Genomic DNA, 19,841 nt, shown 5'->3' with positions numbered 1-19,841 from the left:
AGTTAATAACAAAACCTGTATGAACTTCTGAGAAGTTTGTGAGCGTTTAGTAAATTATCTTTACTTTACACAAAGTATATAATTTGTGTTAATTAGTGTAATTCGTGGTTAAAATAAAAAATATAATGAATACAATTACTTCCTCAAATTTCAATTTCCCAAGACAAAAATCATTGTACAAAGGGAAAGTACGCGAAGTTTATAACATAAACGACGATTTATTGGTAATGATTGCAACCGACAGATTATCTGCGTTTGATGTAATCATGCCTAAGGGAATTCCTTACAAAGGACAAATATTAAATCAAATTGCAACGAAATTTATGCAATTGACAGAAGACATCGTACCTAACTGGTTGGTGGCAACTCCAGATCCAAATGTAGCTGTGGGGCATTTGTGCGAACCTTTCAAAGTGGAAATGGTTATCCGTGGATACTTGTCAGGACACGCAGCCAGAGAGTATGCTGCTGGAAAACGCGTATTGTGTGGAGTAGCTTTGCCAGAGGGAATGAAAGAAAACGATAAATTTCCAGAGCCTATCATCACTCCATCGACAAAAGCCGAGGTGGGAACTCACGACGAAGATATTTCGAGAGAAGACATTTTGGCAAAGGGAATTGTGTCGAAAGAGGATTATGAAATTTTGGAAAAATACACCAGAGCATTGTTTCAAAGAGGAACAGAAATCGCTGCCTCTCGCGGATTGATTTTGGTGGATACAAAATACGAATTTGGAAAAACAAAAGACGGAAAAATCGTATTGATAGACGAGATTCACACTCCAGATTCATCGAGATATTTCTATAGCGAAGGGTATCAAGAAAGACAAGACAAGGGCGAAGCTCAGAAACAATTGTCGAAAGAATTTGTACGTCAATGGTTGATTTCTAACGGATTTCAAGGAAAAGAAGGACAACAAATTCCAGAAATGACCGACGAATACATTGCAACAGTTTCGGATAGATACATCGAATTGTACGAAAATATTTCAGGAGAAAAATTTGAAAAAGCCGATGTGTCAAATATTCACGAGCGAATCGAGAAAAATGTAAATGCGTTTTTAGCAACTTATAACAAATAACACAAAAATATGTCGATCATTCCAGATTTAGAATGGCGATACGCTACCAAAAAGATGAATCGAGAAGAGGTGGCTAATGAAAAAATTCAAGCGATATTAGAAGCCATTCGATTAGCACCAACCTCATCGGGTCTTCAGCCCTTTGAGGTTTTTGTGGTTTCCAATCCCAAGGTAAAAGCACAATTGCAAAAAGCAGCTTACAACCAATCGCAATTGACAGAATGTTCGCATGTATTGGTTTTTGCCGTGTGGAATGGATACGATTTAGACCGCATCAATCATTATTTTGATTTGTATGAGGAAGTTCGCCAGCATCCCAAAGGATTTTCAGACGGATATAAAAACAGCGTTATCAAATTGTTGTCGAGTTTGTCTGTCGAACAGCAAATAGAACACGCCGCTCGTCAGGCATACATTGCGTTGGGAATGGCATTGTGCGAAGCTGCCGTACAAAAAGTAGATTCGATTCCGATGGAAGGATTTGTCGCAAAAGAAGTCGATGAAATATTAGGATTGGATACGCAACGATTAAAAACTGTATTGTTGTTGCCATTGGGATACAAAGATGCCGACAATGATTGGCAGTACGGTCAGAAAAAAGTACGCAAATCCACAGAACATATTTTTACATTTATAGAATAAAAAATACAACCATGCCAAAAGTATCAGTAAAAGGGCAAAATATGCCTGAATCACCAATTAGAAAATTGGTACCTTTTGCGGAAATAGCAAAACAAAAAGGACATAAAGTATATCATTTAAACATTGGTCAACCCGACATCAAAACACCAGAAGTAGCTATTGAAGCAGTAAAAAACGCTTCAGTAGAAGTATTGGAATACAGTCATTCAGCTGGATTTGATTCGTACAGAGAAAACCTTGCGAAATACTATCAAAACCAAGGCTTGCCAATCAACAAAGAAGATATTATCATCACAACAGGCGGTTCAGAAGCCTTGATTTTTGCAATCGGTTCTACAATGGACGAAGGCGATGAAATCATCATTCCAGAGCCGTTTTATGCAAATTACAATGGATTTTCAACACAAAATGGTGTGAAAATCGTACCAGTAATGTCTGGAATTGAAAACGGATTTGCTTTACCAGCCATTGTCGATTTTGAAAAATTGATTACACCAAAAACCAAAGCCATTTTGATTTGTAACCCAGGGAATCCTACTGGATATTTGTACAGCAAAGAAGAAATTCAGCAGTTGGCAGAATTGGTGAAAAAACATGATTTATTCTTGATTGCAGACGAGGTGTATAGAGAATTTGTTTACGACGGATTCCAACATTTCTCAGTGATGAACGAAGAGAGCATTGCACAACATGCGATTATGATTGATTCTGTATCCAAGAGATTTAGTATGTGTGGAGCTCGTATTGGATGTATTGTATCAAAAAATAAAGAGTTGATGAATACAGCGATGAAATTTGCCCAAGCGAGATTATCGCCACCAACTTACGCACAGATTGCATCAGAGGCAGCTTTACAAACGCCACAATCGTATTTTGACGATGTGATTACAGAGTACAAAGAACGAAGAGATACATTGGTAAATGCGTTAAACTCAATCGATGGAGTAGAAGTATCAAAACCAAAAGGAGCATTTTACTGTATCGCAAAATTGCCAGTAGAAAATGCAGAAGATTTTGCAAAATGGTTATTAGAATCATTTGATTTGAACGGAGAAACGGTAATGGTAGCACCAGCAGCAGGTTTTTATTCTACTAAAAATGTAGGTCAGCAGGAAGTTCGCTTGGCGTATGTTTTGAAAAAAGAAGATTTGATAAAATCAGCAGAGATTTTGAAAGCTGCTTTGGCTGTTTACGGAAAATAATAATAGTAAAAAGCTGTCCGAAATGGGCAGCTTTTTTTTATTACCAATCTTTTTGAGTATTGCGAACAGGTTCGCCTTTTTGGTCGTTTTTATTGATGCGTTGCAAAATACCTTGTTCTTGTTTTTCCATAGCGTTGAGTACATTTTCCGCTTGGATTTGCTGAGGATCTTTGCGTTGTTCTTCTTTTTTATTCTCGTTTTGTTGGTTTTGATCTTTTGGTTGCTCGTTTTCTTTTTGTTGGTCTTTTTGGTCGTTTTTATCCTGATTGTCTTGATTGTCGTTTCCACCACCGCCACCGCCGTTTTGTTCCAACATTTTTTTAGCTAGGGCGTAGTTGTAACGCGTTTCTTCGTCGGTAGGATTGTTTCTTAAAGCATTTTTATAGGCTTCGACCGCTTGACTATATTCCTTTTGATTAATATAGGCGTTACCTAAATTGTGAAAAGCTTTGTGTTTTTCTACTTTGGTAGTAGCTTTTTTAGCAGCAGATTGAAAACTTTGAATTGCTTCGTTTTGTTTTTTCTGACGATATACCGAATTTCCACGGTTGTACACCGCAGCGGCATGGTCTTTTTCCCCTGTGCGAAATTGTTGCTCAGCGCTTGTATATTTTTTTTGTTTATACGATTGATTGCCTTCTGCCGTTTTGTTTTTCACTTGTGCAAAAGCAAATGTTGTTATCAATAAACAGATAAGGTATATGGTGTTTTTCATAAAAGAATGATTTATTTTTTATTCATTTCGGTTAAAAATAAATTATGAATTTATCTTGACTTTTTTTCTCACGCAGATAATCACATATTTTTTCTGAAATGATAAAAAAAATGTACTTTAAAAATGATTAAATCTATGGTTTAAGGCAGATAATCACAGATTTTGTTTTTTTGATTTATTAAAAAAACATCAGCGAAAAATCAAATCAACAGAAAAAATATAAAAACTTATCTTCATCGGCGTGAAATAAAACTAAGATTTAAAAGTCGAGATAACTTCTATAATAACTTCAAGGCAAAACTACGATACTGTGTCGCAGTTTTTCAACTGCCTGATAATTTCATTTTTCTATTAAACAACACAGATTCTATCAACAACAAAATCAATGCGATACCCAATAACCATTGAAATTGCGATTGAAAATCAGATACTTGTTTGGTTTCGTAGTCTTTCTTTTCAATTTTTGCCAATACGGTTTGTAGTTGTTTTATTATTTCTTGTGTGTTTTGACTTGAAATATAGATTCCTTCTGTTTCTTTTGCCAATTGTTGCAAAATTTCGGGATATAATTTCGTGATAACTTCTTCACCATTTGCATCGGTTTTGTATCCTTGCACTTGTCCGTTTTCTTTTAAAGGGATTTTTGCTCCTTTGGTAGTTCCAACTCCGATTGTGATGATTTTTACTTTGTTTTGTTTGGCAATTTCCACCGCTTGAGTAATACCTTCGCTATGGTCTTCGCCGTCGGAAAGCAGTACGATTACTTTACTCGCATCGGGAGTGTCGAAATAATTTACGGCTCCGTAAATGGCTTCGTCCAAAGCTGTACCCATCGAAGAAAGCAGTCCTGTGTGCAAATCTTTAGTGTACATTCGCAGCATATTGTAGTCGGAGGTAATAGGCATCATAGGAAAAGCCGACCCCGCATAGGCAACCAATCCCACGCGATCGCCACCGAGTTGATTAGTGATTTGCTGTATCAAATGCTTGGATTTTTCCAATCGGTTGGGAGCTACATCCTCTGCCAGCATACTTTTGGAAAGGTCTATGGCAAAAACAATATCAACGCCCTGTCTTTTTACACTTTCGATTTGCGAACCTACCTTTGGATTGACCAAGGCAAATACCACAAAAAACAAAGCAATTGATAATACTATGAATTTCGTTTTTGCTAACGAATGTACCGAAAGCGGAGCTAATCTCTTTAGATAATTACCACTTCCAAATCGGTCAGTGGCTGTTTTTTTCCACTGTTCATTTCTTTTAAATACCCAAATTAATAGGAGTATTAAAAGCAATAAAATGAAATATATGGGTTGTTCGAGTTTCCACATTTTATCTTAATTTTTTGGTTTCACGCTTTTCCTTCTATAAAGAGGGGGACGTGTACTTTTATTTTCGCAATTCTCAAGAGAAAATATTATACAATTGCTCTCAATTTTGTTTTTCTAAGGATAAATTCCGCAATCAACGCTAATAAAGTAAACAAGGCAAACGGACGAAACCACTCTGTTTTTTTGGTGTATTTGTTTTCGTCGATTTTTGTTTTTTCCAATTGGTTGATTTCGTTGTAAATTTCCTTTAAACTTTTGTTGTCGGTTGCTCGATAGTACTTTCCGTTGGTGATTTTTGCAATTTCTTGCATCAATTTTTCATCAATTCGCACATCGACCATTCCGTATTTAAAAGTTTTATCGGGATTGATGTCCATAGGAACTTTTGCTTTTCCGATGGTTCCAATTCCGATGGTGTAAACTTTTATATTGTGTTGTTTGGCAATTTGTGCCACAGAAATTGGGGCTATCTGTCCGTAGTTGTTTTCTCCGTCGGTCATCAAAACGATGACTTTACTTTTTGCAATGCTGTTTTTCAATCGGTTGATAGCCACGCCCAATCCCATTCCGATATTGGTTCCGTCTTGAATAATGTTGTCGTATTTGATACTGTTCAATGCTGTCAAAATTACGGTGTGGTCGCTCGTTACTGGCGATTTGGTGTAGGCTTCGGCAGCATAAACCACCAATCCGATGCGGTCATTGATACGCTCGTTGATAAATTCGCCCGCTACTTTTTTCAAAGCTCCCAATCGGTCGGGTTGTAAGTCTTGAGCCAACATAGACCCCGAAACATCCATAGACAAAACAATATCGACTCCCTCTGACGGATTGATCGTAACATTGGTGTCGATACTCTGAGGTCTTGCCAATGCGATGATGATTCCAACCAATGCGACACCTCTTAGTATTTGTACAAAAGTCATCCATTTTTCGAGTGAGTTTTTTTGCGTAGGAATCGAATCTAATCGGCTGTACCTAAAGGGTATTTGTAGCTTTTTTTTGTTGAAACGCCAATGCAAAAACAGAGGAATTAATAGCAGTATCAACAATAAAAAATAGGGGTTTACAAACTGTATGTTACTCATTGTTTTTATCTGGGTTTAGTTGTACAGAATTCATTACTTTTTCGGCAATTTGTTTTCCGTATTTGTCTTTCAATGGATGGGCAATCGCTACCATCTGAAATCCTTTATCACTTGAAAAAAGATAAATTTCAGCTGACATTTCTATAGTTTTTTCTTGGACTTTTTGTGAAAACACTACCGTTGTTTTCCAAGTGGTATCATTGATTTTTACTTTGTCAAATTTGGGTGAAATCAAATGAAATTTACTACTGAGCATTGACAATTTTAAATTGAGGTATTCCTCAACTTTTGGTTTGTTGTTTTCGTCTAAAATGTTGAATGTTTGATAAAAATCGCTTTTTATATCTTCGGTTGAAACATATACCCACAATTGTGTATTTTCGTTTTGATATAGGAAATCCTCTGATGTATCAATCATTTTGGTGATTCTCAACATCGGTTCAGGTGTTGACAAATGAATCGTAGGGTAACCGTAAGCACTGGTTGCCCATTCGCGTTTGTACAACAATTTATTGCTTTGAAATACACTCCATTGTCTGCCCTCGTCAAAAATCTGATTGACATAGACAATTCCTGTAATCAATAGTACAGCAGAAGCCACAGTAATTGGAGTAAAAATACGCCATTGTTTGCGTTTTCTATAGCGGCGTTCACGCAAATATACACGCATACGTTGCTCTTCTTCATAGGTTGAAACCGTTTTGTCTATATCTGTCGAAAGCAAATCGATGGTTTTTCGGTCGGTTTCTATTTGAGAAAAAGACGGCTCTACTTTAGCAAATTTCACCAAATCCGCGGTTTGAAGAAGGTTGTTCAACTGTTTTACAATGTCTTTATTCAGTTTTAATGCTCCTTTTTTTATCATTTGATTGATCATCTGAATCAATTCGGTAGAGGTGCTTTCTTTGGCAGGAATTTCCAATACTTCTTCGATATAATCTCTCAAAAGGAAAGTGATTTCTGAATAATATCCTTTTATATCTCCATTGACAATTTGTTTTTTTGCATCAACATTTTTCAATTTTTTGGTCAATCGTTCCAAAGGAGTGCGATAATGATCTTCCTCTGTAAGATTTTTTCCTTGAATGTATTTTACAATAAAATACGAAATCGCAGCCAAAATCGCAGCCAATGCTAAAGCAATCCAATAACCAAACGAGCGACTTTCTTCTGTTGTACTTTCGATAGTCGCCTTGATGTCGTACATAGGTTGTTTGGTAGTGTCCACCTCTACATCAGAAACATAGATCTTGTATTCTGGAGTTGCGTATTCTTTTTTGTTGATAAAAATTGGCAAAGGTTTCAGGTGATGTGTACCCGAATCGAACTGTATCAAAGTATATTTTTTCACCCATTCCCACTGACCGTCGTTTTTGATGGTGTCGGTAGCTGTTTGTTCCAACAATTCAAAGGGTTGAAATGCAATGTCTTTTGGGAAAACTACACTTGCATCTGGTGCCGTTTGTGTTTTTAGGGTCAGTTCTACCGTTTCACCAATTTTGATAGTTTCACGATTTAGGGTAGCAGAAATTTTGTCCTGTGCCAAAATAGACAAGGAGAAAAGACACGCTATTATCGAGCTTACTATGTAGGATACTTTTTTCATTTATCTGGCTTTGAAATACGAAAGTAATTTTTTTACATAATTTTCGTGGGTAAACAATTGCAACGAACCTGCACCTACCGAAGAAAACAACTGTTTGAATTGTGCATTTTGTTCTTCAAATTGTATGAGAATTTCTCTTTGCAATTGCAAATCGGCGGTATTGACATATTTTCCTTCGTCTGATTCGGCATCTTGCATCCATACCCAACCAATATTTGTGAGTTCTTTTTCTCGTATGTCGTTGATTTTTATTGCAGTAAAATCGTGTTTTTTGGCAACGATACGCAATGGTTTTTCAAATGATGATATATCGTCCATAAAATCTGAAAGCATAAAAACCACCGCTTTTTTCTTGATTATTTTTTGGAAATAATCCAATGCCAACGGTATGTTTGTTCCTTTGCTTTTGGGCTGAAATACCAATAATTCACGAATGATTCGCAGCACATGGGCTTTTCCTTTTTTGGGAGGAACGAACAATTCTATGTTGTCTGAAAATAAAATCAATCCGATTTTATCATTATTTTTGATAGCAGCAAACGCCAAAGTAGCGGCAATTTCTGTGAGTTTTTCTCGTTTAAAATCATCAGAAGAACCAAAATCCAACGATTGGCTAATATCTACAATCAGCATAACGGTCAATTCTCTTTCCTCTTCAAAAACCTTTACGAAAGGTTCGTTGTATCTGGCAGTTACATTCCAATCAATCGCACGAACATCATCACCAAATTGGTACTGACGCACCTCTGAAAACGACATGCCTTTTCCCTTGAACGAGGTGTGATAAGCCCCTGAGAAAATATGATCGCTCAGTTTTTTGGTCTTTATTTCTATTTTGCGAATTTTTTGTAGGATGTCTTTCATTATTTTATGCTTTAATTATGTATATTGTATTCTTGTATTCCGAATTTCTCGGAACAGGTATTGTATAATGCTCATTGTTACACAGTTTAAAATTTATTTCATTTTTTTAGAAAAATTATTTAACAATGATAGAATAAGCAATATACTTTATACAATTTTACATTATACAAATTAAGGAACCACTATCTCGTTGATGATTTTATTGATAATATCCACGGTTGTTACATTTTCGGCTTCGGCTTCGTAAGTGAGACCGATACGATGACGCAATACATCGATTACCACAGCTCGTACATCTTCTGGGATTACATAGCCACGACGACGGATAAAGGCGTAACATTTTGCTGCACTTGCTAGGTTGATACTTCCACGAGGCGATGCTCCATAGCTGATAAAAGGTTTGATGTCTGCCAATCCAAATTGCTCTGGAAAACGCGTAGCAAAGATGATGTCCAAGATGTATTTTTCAATTTTTTCGTCCATATAAACTTCTTTCACTGTCTCCTGAGCACGAGTGATTTGCTCAAGCGAAACCACAGGACGCACTTCTTGTTTATTTGGCGAAAGATTACTTCTCATAACCAATCGTTCTTCTTCCAATTTTGGATAATCGATCACCGCTTTTAGCATAAAACGATCCATTTGAGCTTCAGGTAGCGGATAGGTACCCTCTTGTTCTACAGGGTTTTGAGTTGCCATTACCAAAAAAGGATAGGGAAGAGGAAGCGTCGTATCACCAATGGTAACTTGGCGTTCTTGCATAGCCTCCAACAAAGCCGATTGCACCTTTGCAGGAGCACGGTTGATTTCGTCTGCCAAAACAAAATTGGCAAATACAGGACCTTTCTTTATACTAAAATCATTTTCTTTTACATTGTAAATCACAGTACCCACTACATCGGCAGGTAATAAGTCGGGCGTAAACTGCACACGAGAAAAAGAACCGTCCACAGCTTTAGACAAAGTATTGATAGCCAAAGTTTTTGCCAATCCAGGTACACCCTCCAATAAAATGTGTCCTTTTGCCAATAAACCAATCAAAAGTCGGTCTATCATATCTTTTTGTCCTACAATTACTTTGCTCATTTCGGCAGTAAGTAAATCGATAAAAGCACTTTCTCTTTCGATTTTTTCGTTGATCATTCGTATGTCTGAATGTGAGTTTGTTAGTTCCATATATTTTTTAAGTTCTCTAATATTTTAACATTTGCAAAGAAAGAAAACTACCTAAAATTTTCTTGTTAAAAGTGGGTTAAAAATCACGAAAAGTGCGTGAAATGATATAGAAAAACAGGATATTATTAAACTTTATTTTAAAAAAAAGAGACTGTTAATTTTAAACAGTCTCTTGATATTTAAAAAACAAAAGAAATTTATTTCTTGTAAAAAGGCATTTTTACTACTACCGCTTTTACATCGTTTTTACGAATGCGGATGTAGATTTCGCTTCCTTCTTTGGCATATTCAATCGGTACATATCCAATACCCACTGCTTTTCCAAGCGAAGGAGATTGCGTACCCGAAGTAACCTTGCCAATAACAGTTCCTTTGGCGTCAACTATTTCGTAGTCGTGACGAGGAATTCCTTTTTCTACCAATTCAAAACCTACCAAACGATTTTTGATACCTTCTTCTTTTTGTTTTTTCAAGGCTTCGCTGTTTACAAAATCTTTCGTGAATTTTGTAACCCAACCCAATCCAGCTTCTAATGGCGAAGTCTCATCATTGATTTCGTTTCCGTATAGGCAATATCCCATTTCCAAACGCAAAGTATCTCTTGCAGCCAATCCGATAGGTTTGATACCCCAATCAGCTCCGGCTTTCAATACTTCGTTCCATATATGTTCGATGTCTTCGTTTTTTGCATAAATCTCAAAACCACCCGAACCTGTATAACCTGTTGCAGAAACAATTACGTTATCTACTCCGGCAAAAGTACCCGTTTCAAACGAATAAAATTTCAAGTCAGCCAAATTTACATTGGTAATAGATTGCATGGCTTCGTTTGCTTTCGGGCCTTGGATAGCCAACAATGAATACGCATCCGAAAGGTTTTCCAAAGTAGCTCCCATAGAATTCTGAGAAGAAATCCATGCAAAATCTTTATCAATATTAGAGGCGTTTACTACCATCAAATATTCGGTATCGTTTACTTTATAAGTGATGATGTCGTCCACTATACCACCTGTAGCGTTGGGCAAATAGCTATATTGAGCTTTTCCATTGGTCATTACACTTGCGTCGTTTGAAGATACTTTTTGTATCAAATCCAATGCTTTATCACCAGAGATTTTAAACAATCCCATATGAGAAACATCAAAAACACCTACGCCGTCTCTCACAGTGTGGTGTTCTACATTTACGCCTTCGTATTGCACAGGCATATTAAACCCCGCAAAAGGAACCATTTTCGCTCCCAAAGCGACATGTACATCATTTAAAGGTACTTGTTTCATGTATATTGTAAATTTTAAAAGACAATTAATTCTGAGCGAAAGTACATTTTTTTTCAGAGATAGGCAAACATATTGGAGAAATCGTTGTTAAATAAAAATAAGAGGTATATAACCCGTTGTGCATTTTAAATTATACTTGCTTTAATTTTATTTATTTCCTTTTTTAATACAAATTTGTTAATGTATTGAATTAAGGTTAAAGCAGTTATTTTACTGATAATTCGTGTTTTAAAACTGTTGAATGATTTTGGATAATTTCTTCTACAGAACAGATAATGTGTAATTTATACCCAAAATAATGGATTTATATGATAAAAAATTTCTATTTTCTTTTGTTGTAAACACTCTTTTATATTTTGGTTTTCAGAGAATTAGGTGGTTTTCTGAACAGTTGCAGTTAAATTCAAACTCACAAGTTCTAAATCACTCATTTTTGGCTTTCGCCTTTGATGAGGGAAAACCTGATGAGGTAAAACCTTTTTTAAAACTTCTAAAATTCTTTCGTATATTTAACTTTGTTGAATCTTCGATTTGTCCTAAGTTGTTCATTTTTGATTTGTTTTGGCGAAATAATCATACTGATTTTCAGCTAAATGAACAACTTCTTTTATTTATTTCATAATGCACAATGGGTAATGTAGAAAAAGAAGATGCAGATTATAAATATTTATTTCAAAACAATGCACCACTCAATTGGATCCCCTTTACACCGGTCAAAGAAATAGCTTGAAAAGAGAATGCTATACGTGAAATACTACTGCAAAGAGCGACTTCACCATTGTATATCAAAAATGGATTTGTACCAATCAGACCAAATACCTATCTATTGAAAACGGATATAGATGAAAATGACAAAGTTACCCAACATCGCTATATTAATGAAGAAGAAATTCAAACAGTTGGGACAAAAATTAAGATAAGTTTTCAAAGAGCTCGTTGGTTCAATGAAAAAATGTTTAATTGGTATGGAGTAAAAAAAGAAACAAGTAAAGCTAAAGTATACAGTGGATTGTCTTTTGATGAATTAATCGAACAAGGTAAAAATGGTGTTGAAAATTTGAAATTGTCAAAAGATTAAATTGTAGTTTAATATATCAAATTATAAAAGGTTGCTTAACTAAAGTTGAGTAACTTTTTTTAAATAAAAAATAGATTTTTTAACTTTGATTGATAATAATTAATACAATAATCAAAACGATTTATTAAGGAATGAAATAGTAGATTGGAAAGTTTAACACATATCAAAATATAAAAAAATAAAAAAAACTAATGTTGTAAAAGAAAATATCTATATATTTGGGAATTGTTAAAAAATAAATAGTTCATTTAATAAAAAATTACCATTTGATATATGCGTAGAGGATTACTCAAAAAAGCGATAGCTGCTTTTTATTTATTCAATATTTATGCCTTTTATGCTCAAGAAGGTGCAAATCTTGGAAAACATCAGGTAGAAATTCCTTTTGTTTCTTCAGTAATGTCTTTAAATACTTCTAATGGAGTAAATTATAGTTTTGTTGCAGACCAAACAGAAAAAAGAGTAGGGGTAACTACAACTTCTGAGATGCTTAGATATTTAAACATTTCGTTGTATAAAGTTACACCAAATGAACTTCAACATGTTGAATCCTTCCAAAAAGGAACTTCATTCGATATATCAAATTTAGAAATAGGTGCAGAATATCAATTGGTGTTAGGACAATCGATTCAAAATGTTCCTATGTCAGCAGAAATAGTTTTGAGTGATATTCAAACATTAGATAATACAACCCCTAATAATCGTATTTCTGTGAATACGCAAACTTATACTGTAGAACAAATGGTTACAGAAGTTTTGTTGAACGGGAGTTGTGCTTCGGTAAGTAATATTACACATAATTCACATTCGACTAATTATATGCATAGAAGTATTGGGTATTTTGAAAAAAACAACTCAACTTTCCCATTTGAAAATGGTATTGTATTATCAACAGGTCATGCTCTGAGAGCTCAGGATCAAAAAATATATCAACAATCGAATTCTAATTCAAATGATGGTGGAAGTGATGCTCAGTTAAATGCCATGTTGCAAAATATGGGACAAAATAATGATATACAAGATGTAGCTTATGTATCATTTGATTTTGTGCCTACTGCAAGTGATTTTTCTTTCAACTTTATTTTTGCATCAAATGAATACGGTACTTTTCAATGTAATTATTCAGATGCTTTTGCATTCTTTTTGACGAATTTAGAAACCAATGAAACAACCAATTTGGCTGTAGTACCAAATACTACTACGCCTATTTCTGTAACTACTATTCGTAATAATGCTCATAATGGAGGGTGTGTCTCTGTAAATCCCGAGTATTTTAATGCATTTTATAATTCCTCTGAAGCAGCAGCGTTGACAGCTCCTATTAATTTTAATGGTGATACCGTACCAATGACCGCATCTGCAACAGTTGAACCTGGTAAAACCTATAGAATAAAGATAGTTATTGCTGATTATTCGGACACATTACTAGATTCAGCAGTATTCTTAGAAGGAGGAAGTTTCAATATTGGAGGTGTAGATCTTGGAGGAAATCTTATTTCTGAAAACAACAATGCGTTGTGCCATGGAGATTCAAAAACGTTGACAGTCGATTTACCAGCTACTGTTACAGATATTCAATGGTATAAAGATGATGTTGCTATACCAGGTGCAACATCAAATACGTATATTGTTTCTGAATCTGGAACCTATAAAATATTTGCTATAGATCCTACAGGTACATGTGATTTTGAAGCACAAATTATTGTTGAAATTTTACCTAATCTAAATGAAATTTTAAATAAACCTGATACTCTAGTAATATGTGATTTAGTTAAGGATCAGAATGTTAATCTTACACAAGTACAGGGTGAAATATTAAATGGTCAACCTGCAAGTGCTTATACTTTCCAATATTATCTTACTGAAGCAGATTTGGAAAATGGAACGAATAGTATAACAAATGCTACTTCTTTTACTCCACAGAATACAACTGTGTTTGTAAAAGTTATTCCAATAGGAAATCCTCAATGTTGGATTTCAATGCCTTTAAAAATTGAAATTCAAGGAGCATTACCTTTTACAGACATTGAAAATGGTGCAGTATATTGCGAACAATTTGTTTTACCTACATTATTAGATGGAGAGGTATGTTTCTCTGCTCCAAACAAAGGAGGAGAGGTGTTTTCTGATGGTCACGTTTTTGGTGTTGGCGAACATACTATTTACGTAGTTTCTACAATAGATCCATGTGAAGAAGAAAAGGCTTATACATTTAGAGTCGTTCCATGTAGTGTTCCTAATGGTATTTCCCCAAATGGTGACGAAAAAAATGATGCCTTAGATTTGACTATTATGTATCCTTTAAAAGTAACTATATATAACCGTTACGGAGCAATAGTGTATGAACATGGATTAGGATACACAAAACAATGGGTAGGTCAAGACCAATCTGGAAATCTATTGCCATCTGGTACTTACTTTTATCAAGTAGTACTGATGAACAAAACTATCGAGGGTTGGATAGAATTGAGTAGATAAAAACTATAAACTTTAAAAACAATAACCAAAATACTAGATATAATGAAAAAAAAATATACTTATATATTAGGTCTATTTGCTTCAGGTGTAGTGTTTGCAAATTTTTCTAATTCTTTAGATTGGAATAGTAAAGAATGGATTGAAAAATCGTTAAACATTTCATCTGTATATTTTACAGATAGTTCTGTTGCTGAACAATCAGTTGGTACACAACTGACACAACAAAAAAAAGTTGCAGAAACAATTTTGTCAAATGAATATTTAAATGTTCAAACACCAAATAATATACAAGTAAAATTACAAAATGGTCTGTTTGTTATTACTTGGGATGTAGCTCAAAATGTAAACGGTTGGGAATTAGTTGTTCAACAAAAAAACTCTGGAGTACCAACCAATGACAATGAAAATATAGTTTTTGTTTCAAATCCTAATTATACTTTTTCACATCAAAGAGATGTAGATTATGAGGTATATGTTAGAGCTATTGATACAAACGAAGTGAGAAGTGCATGGTCTACCCCTGTAGCTTTTTCAGATTTCGTGCCAGAGGCTTGTGCAAAATTGACATTAAATGATATTAGCTTAAATGCCAACTCTTCTGGAGATTATGTGATTTGTCCTGGTCAAAGCAATGAAGTACATTTATCCGCTGATTTTGATGCAGAACACTTCAAAGCTACATCAACGTATGAAGTAGAAGAAATAGAATACAATCCACCTTATCCTTTTTTAGGGGGAAATATTATGTCTATTACTTCAGATGATGACTATACTGCAAGTTTTAATTTACCATTTGATTTTTGTTTTTTTGAAAACAAATACAGTTATTGTAGAATTGGAGATAATGGTGTAATTACATTTGGATTGCCCTTTACAGAAGTGGAAGGAGAATATTGTCCTTGGACAATAAATGCTCCAATACCTAATCAAAATACATCAATAAAAAATGCTATTTATGGTGTGTTTCAGGATATGTATACAACAAATAATCCAGGACCAAATTCACAAATCAATTATCAAGTAATTGGTGAATATCCGTGTAGAGCATTAGTTGTAAACTTTAATGAAGTTCCGGCGTATAATACGGAATGTAATTCTCCACAATTTCGTACAACAACACAAGTTGTACTGTACGAAATTACTAATATTATCGAAGTTTACGTAAAACAAAGAAATGCTTGTAATGCATGGCAAAATGGAAATGGTGTTTTAGGTATTCAAAACGAACAAGGAACACTCGCATACACACCACCAGGTAGAAATACAGGCAACTGGAATGCTCAAGAAGAAGCATGGAGATTTAAGCCAAGTGGAGATACAACTGTTGAATTTGCTTGGTATGCAAATGGTGTATTGATCAGCAATGAAAAAGATATTGATTTTACTGTTACAAATCCATCAACTGTAATCGAAGCTCGTTTAACTTTCGAAGATTGTGGTCAAGAATTGGTATTATCAGAAACTTTCAACATAAAAATGCTAGAAGAGTTTGATTTACCTTCTATTCCAGATGTACAGTTATGTGTATATGAAAATGAGTTTCCAAACTATAATTTAGAAACATTTATCCCACACGTAACTCAAAATTTAACCAACGCATCAGAATATTCTGTTGAATTTTATAGAAGTCAAGCAGATGCTGAAAATGGACAAAATAGAATAGCAAATCCTACTGTGTATTCTGTAAATCCTATTCCACAAACGGTGTATATAAAAGTGGTTCACAACCAAACAGAATGTTTTGGTATTCGACCTGTGAATTTTGTCCCAGCACCAGTACCAGCGATGGCTCAACCAGAAAATGTAGTGATTTGTAATTCGTTTGTGTTGCCAGAATTGCCAGATCCTTTGTTTTCTTATCACGAAATTAAACAAATAGAACCTATTTCAGGGGCTATCATCGATGTTAAAAATGATGTTCCAGCTGGTGATGTTTTGCCTATAGGAAATTATGTTGTAAAAATCAAATTGCTTTCTGATTTAAATTGTGAGGCATTTATAGAATACAACGTTGAGGTACAGCCATGCGATTTGCCTAAAGGTATTTCTCCTAATGGTGACGGAAAAAATGATCAATTAGATTTGACCAATTATAGGTCGTTGAAAGTAACAATTTACAATCGTTATGGTAAAGTAGTATATGAACATGGGCTAGGATATACCAACCAATGGAAAGGTCAAGATTTGAGTGGAGGAGATTTGCCAAGTGGTACATATTTCTTAGAAGTGCAAACCATGACAACCCAATTTACGTCATGGATAGAATTGAGTAGATAATAAAATAATAATTAACACTTATAATACAATAATTTTATGAGTTTCAATAAGAGAAAAATAATTACACTAATGGGGATTACAGCGATAGCTTCTTCTGCAAATGCTCAACAAGATCCTCACTACACACAGTATATGTATAACCAAAGTGTAATCAACCCAGCTTATGCGGGTAGTAAAGAGAGTTTAGCTTTAGGGGTATTGCACAGACAGCAATGGGTAGGACTTGAGGGTGCTCCTGTTACTTCTACATTTTTTGGACATGGAAGTTTAGGTAAAAATGTAGGAGCAGGTATCTCTGTGATTTCTGACAAGATTGGACCTACTTCAGAAAACAATGTTTATGCAGATGTGTCATATACTATCAAATTGGCTCCTGGTCATAAATTGGCACTCGGGGTAAAAGGAGGAATGACGCTTCAAGACACAAGATATTTTTCTGAAGTTAGTACACATGTACCAGATGCAAATGACCCAGTATTTGCTGAAAACTCGAGCAATTCGTTTTTCAACGTGGGCGCTGGTGCTTTCTATTATACAGACAAATATTATGTAGGACTTTCTGTTCCAAACTTATTGCCTAATAATTATGTAAATAAAAACAATATCAAGTACGGATCAGATGCAATGCACGGATTCTTTACAGCAGGATATGTGTTTGAGCTAAACCCTGATTGGAAATTAAAACCACACACTATGGTAAAATACGCAATGTATTCGCCAGTGTCGTTTGATGTAAACTTGAATACAAGCTACAAAGACAAATTAGACTTTGGACTAATGTATAGATTCCAAGATTCGTTTGGTGCAATGATTAGCTATGCAGTGATGTCTAATATGAGAATAGGTTACGCGTACGACTACGTTACCTCTCCATTAAATTACAAAACAAGCGGCTCTCACGAAGCGTTTCTATTGTTTGATATCAACTTTAAACGCAAAGTGTCAAGTTCACCACGTTATTTCTAATGCTTAAATTCGTTGATAAAATATGAAAAAAATATATATTACATTAGCCCTATTGTGCTCAATGAATGCCACATTTGCACAAGATCTTGATTCTCCAGAGCAACGATTGGCTTATGCTGATAAATTGTTTGAAAGATTTGAATATGTGCAGGCTATCGAACATTACAAAAAATTAGTTAGAGGTAAAAAAACCGATGTTCATATCTATGTGCAGTTAGCAGAATCGTATTACAATATTTTCAATAGCGTTGAGGCAGCTAAATGGTATGCCAAAGCCATCGAAAAAAATCCCGAAGTTGATGGCGAAACCTACTTCAAATACGCTCAGATGCTCAAAGCTAGTGGACGTTATGAGGCTTCTAACAAGGCAATGAAAAAATTTGCAGATTTGAAACCAGACGATTCTCGTGCTGTAGAATTTTTAAAAGACCCTGATTACATTCCAAATTTGAGAAGTCAAGAGGCGTTGTTTACTTTTGAAAATTTAAAAGGATTAAACGACGAAAAGTTCTCTGACTTTGCAGGGATTTTAACTCATGATGATCAATTTTATTTTGCATCTACACGTACAGAGAAAAAGAAAAAATACGGGTGGAATTCAGAACCATACCTTGATGTATATGTAGGAACATTAGACGATTTGGAATACAAGATCAAAGACATCAAACCTGTATCTCAGTTAAACGAAAAATACCACGACGGACCAGTAACTATTACTTCCGATGGTAATAAAATGTATTTTGCTTCAGAATCTTTCAGAGAAGGTTTGTATGAAGTAGATAAAGAAAAACGTCTGAAAAAAGGTAAAGTAGCATTGTTCCAAGCGACATACAATGGAAAGTCTTGGACAAAAATCAGAAAATTGCCTTTCATTTCAGGTGAATATCATGTAAGTAATCCGAGTGTTTCTCCAGACGGTACCACTTTGTATTTTGCATCTGATATGCCAGGCGGATACGGAGGAATGGACATATGGAAAGTAGCCATCAACGAAGACGGTACATTTGGCGAGCCAGTAAATATGGGAGATAGAATCAATACAGAAGGTAGAGAGTCGTTTCCATTTATTTCTGAAACAGGAAAATTTTACTTTGCCTCTGATGCTCACAAAGGGTTTGGAGGATTGGATGTGTATGAAATAGACCTGACAGCTCCAGGGGCAAAAATCAAAAACTTAGGAGATCCGATCAACACACCAAAAGACGATTTTGCATTGTCATTATATCCTACAAAGGGAATCGGATTCTTATCTACTAATAGAGTAGGAAGAGATGATATCTATGTAGTAAAACCAGTATGTTTGAATGAATTTGTAATCACAGTAGTCAACGAAAAAACTGGCGAAACCCTATCTGATGCAAAAGTAGCCATCATAGACCACAGAGGAAACGTAGTAGAAACAAGAACAACAGATTCTCGTGGAGTAGTAACCTACGATGTAGATTGTGATAGAACCTATTCGTTGAGAGTGGACAAAGTAGATTATGCAGGAAAGAGCATCGAATTGGAAAGAACACGCGATGGAAAATTCCCGGTAAGCGTAGGATTGCGTCCAATCGACTTGATTGTAGTAAATACACGCCTTGAAATTGATGATATCTATTTCGAATTCAACAGAGCAAACATCACACAAGAGGGTGCTTTTGAATTGGACAAAGTAGTGGACATCATGCGTAAAAATCCAAGTATGAAAATCCGAATCGAGTCGCACACAGATACAAGAGGTAATGACCATTACAACTTGAAACTATCTCAACAAAGAGCTGCGGCTACCTTCCAATATCTTGTATCTAAAGGTATCGAAGCAGAGCGTATGATAGCAAAAGGATACGGAGAGTCTCAACCAAAAGTAGATTGTGGAGACAACTGTACAGAAGAGCAACACGCTATCAACCGTCGTTCAGAATTTATCATCTTAGAAAGATAATTCTACAATAACACTATCAAAAAAGCTGTTTGGAAACCCCAAACAGCTTTTTTTTACCATTTATGATTTGAAATTACCAAGACTATTACTCAAGTAAAATCATTTCATTATGGTAAAACGCAATAG

At 35.0% G+C, this 19,841-nt stretch carries 16 protein-coding genes and 1 pseudogene; 8 read left to right on the top strand and 9 right to left on the bottom strand.

Going from position 1 to position 19,841, the window contains the following annotated elements:
- The first annotated feature begins 125 nt into the window (after nucleotides 1-125).
- The 3 genes from AB4865_RS11310 to AB4865_RS11300 are packed head-to-tail and all read left to right on the top strand — an operon-like array spanning nucleotide 126 to nucleotide 2,926.
- Nucleotides 126-1,082 carry a phosphoribosylaminoimidazolesuccinocarboxamide synthase gene (locus tag AB4865_RS11310; protein WP_372473408.1) on the top strand — a complete coding sequence of 319 codons (957 nt, stop codon included), beginning with the start codon at nucleotides 126-128 and terminating at the stop codon, nucleotides 1,080-1,082.
- Between the two features lie 9 nt (nucleotides 1,083-1,091).
- Nucleotides 1,092-1,724 carry a nitroreductase family protein gene (locus tag AB4865_RS11305; protein ID WP_372473407.1) on the top strand — a complete coding sequence of 211 codons (633 nt, stop codon included), beginning with the start codon at nucleotides 1,092-1,094 and terminating at the stop codon, nucleotides 1,722-1,724.
- 11 nt (nucleotides 1,725-1,735) lie between these two features.
- Complete coding sequence (locus AB4865_RS11300; protein WP_372473406.1) at nucleotides 1,736-2,926, top strand: pyridoxal phosphate-dependent aminotransferase; 1,191 nt, start codon at nucleotides 1,736-1,738, stop codon at nucleotides 2,924-2,926.
- Between the two features lie 40 nt (nucleotides 2,927-2,966).
- On the opposite strand, the gene AB4865_RS11295 is transcribed toward AB4865_RS11300, so the two are convergent.
- The 9 genes and pseudogenes from AB4865_RS11295 to AB4865_RS11255 all read right to left on the bottom strand — a co-directional run bounded on the left by AB4865_RS11295 (nucleotide 2,967) and on the right by AB4865_RS11255 (nucleotide 11,538).
- On the bottom strand, nucleotides 2,967-3,641 hold the full coding sequence (locus AB4865_RS11295; protein ID WP_372473405.1) for a tetratricopeptide repeat protein: 675 nt from the start codon (nucleotides 3,639-3,641) through the stop codon (nucleotides 2,967-2,969).
- A gap of 323 nt (nucleotides 3,642-3,964) precedes the next feature.
- A complete protein-coding gene (locus AB4865_RS11290) occupies nucleotides 3,965-4,975 on the bottom strand; it encodes a VWA domain-containing protein (protein WP_372473404.1) in 1,011 nt (336 codons plus the stop codon).
- Between the two features lie 86 nt (nucleotides 4,976-5,061).
- Nucleotides 5,062-6,063, bottom strand: coding sequence for a VWA domain-containing protein (locus AB4865_RS11285; RefSeq protein ID WP_372473403.1), 1,002 nt, complete (start codon nucleotides 6,061-6,063; stop codon nucleotides 5,062-5,064).
- Nucleotides 6,056-7,669: a hypothetical protein gene (locus AB4865_RS11280; protein ID WP_372473402.1), complete on the bottom strand. Its 1,614-nt coding sequence runs from the start codon at nucleotides 7,667-7,669 to the stop codon at nucleotides 6,056-6,058. Before AB4865_RS11280 ends, AB4865_RS11285 begins: the two co-directional genes overlap by 8 nt.
- Entirely contained in the window at nucleotides 7,670-8,533 is an 864-nt protein-coding gene (locus tag AB4865_RS11275) for a DUF58 domain-containing protein (RefSeq protein ID WP_372473401.1), read from the bottom strand.
- Nucleotides 8,534-8,704: 171 nt separating this feature from the next.
- Nucleotides 8,705-9,709 (bottom strand): AAA family ATPase, encoded by a 1,005-nt coding sequence (locus tag AB4865_RS11270; RefSeq protein ID WP_372473400.1) that lies wholly within the window; start codon nucleotides 9,707-9,709, stop codon nucleotides 8,705-8,707.
- A gap of 197 nt (nucleotides 9,710-9,906) precedes the next feature.
- The gene (gene gcvT / locus AB4865_RS11265) at nucleotides 9,907-10,989 is read right to left on the bottom strand and encodes a glycine cleavage system aminomethyltransferase GcvT (protein ID WP_372473399.1); all 1,083 of its coding nucleotides are present in this window, start codon (nucleotides 10,987-10,989) and stop codon (nucleotides 9,907-9,909) included.
- 125 nt (nucleotides 10,990-11,114) lie between these two features.
- Nucleotides 11,115-11,252: pseudogene (locus tag AB4865_RS11260) on the bottom strand (IS982 family transposase); the annotation flags it as partial.
- 160 nt (nucleotides 11,253-11,412) lie between these two features.
- Nucleotides 11,413-11,538, bottom strand: coding sequence for a hypothetical protein (locus AB4865_RS11255; RefSeq protein WP_372473397.1), 126 nt, complete (start codon nucleotides 11,536-11,538; stop codon nucleotides 11,413-11,415).
- Nucleotides 11,539-11,767: 229 nt separating this feature from the next.
- Here AB4865_RS11255 and AB4865_RS11250 point away from each other — a divergent pair, with 229 nt between their 5' ends.
- From AB4865_RS11250 to AB4865_RS11230, 5 genes are all read left to right on the top strand, one after another.
- The gene (locus AB4865_RS11250; protein ID WP_372473396.1) at nucleotides 11,768-12,067 is read left to right on the top strand and encodes a hypothetical protein; all 300 of its coding nucleotides are present in this window, start codon (nucleotides 11,768-11,770) and stop codon (nucleotides 12,065-12,067) included.
- Nucleotides 12,068-12,340: 273 nt separating this feature from the next.
- Nucleotides 12,341-14,545 carry a choice-of-anchor L domain-containing protein gene (locus AB4865_RS11245; protein ID WP_372473394.1) on the top strand — a complete coding sequence of 735 codons (2,205 nt, stop codon included), beginning with the start codon at nucleotides 12,341-12,343 and terminating at the stop codon, nucleotides 14,543-14,545.
- Nucleotides 14,546-14,587: 42 nt separating this feature from the next.
- Nucleotides 14,588-16,822 carry a gliding motility-associated C-terminal domain-containing protein gene (locus tag AB4865_RS11240; protein ID WP_372473393.1) on the top strand — a complete coding sequence of 745 codons (2,235 nt, stop codon included), beginning with the start codon at nucleotides 14,588-14,590 and terminating at the stop codon, nucleotides 16,820-16,822.
- A gap of 36 nt (nucleotides 16,823-16,858) precedes the next feature.
- Nucleotides 16,859-17,788 (top strand): type IX secretion system membrane protein PorP/SprF, encoded by a 930-nt coding sequence (locus AB4865_RS11235; protein WP_372473392.1) that lies wholly within the window; start codon nucleotides 16,859-16,861, stop codon nucleotides 17,786-17,788.
- A gap of 22 nt (nucleotides 17,789-17,810) precedes the next feature.
- Nucleotides 17,811-19,715, top strand: coding sequence for an OmpA family protein (locus AB4865_RS11230; RefSeq protein WP_372473391.1), 1,905 nt, complete (start codon nucleotides 17,811-17,813; stop codon nucleotides 19,713-19,715).
- The last annotated feature ends 126 nt before the right edge of the window (nucleotides 19,716-19,841 follow it).

The sequence above is a fragment of the Capnocytophaga sp. ARDL2 genome (assembly GCF_041530365.1).
Classification (GTDB): Bacteria; Bacteroidota; Bacteroidia; order Flavobacteriales; family Flavobacteriaceae; genus Flavobacterium.
This window is presented reverse-complemented; position numbering and strand designations above follow the sequence as displayed.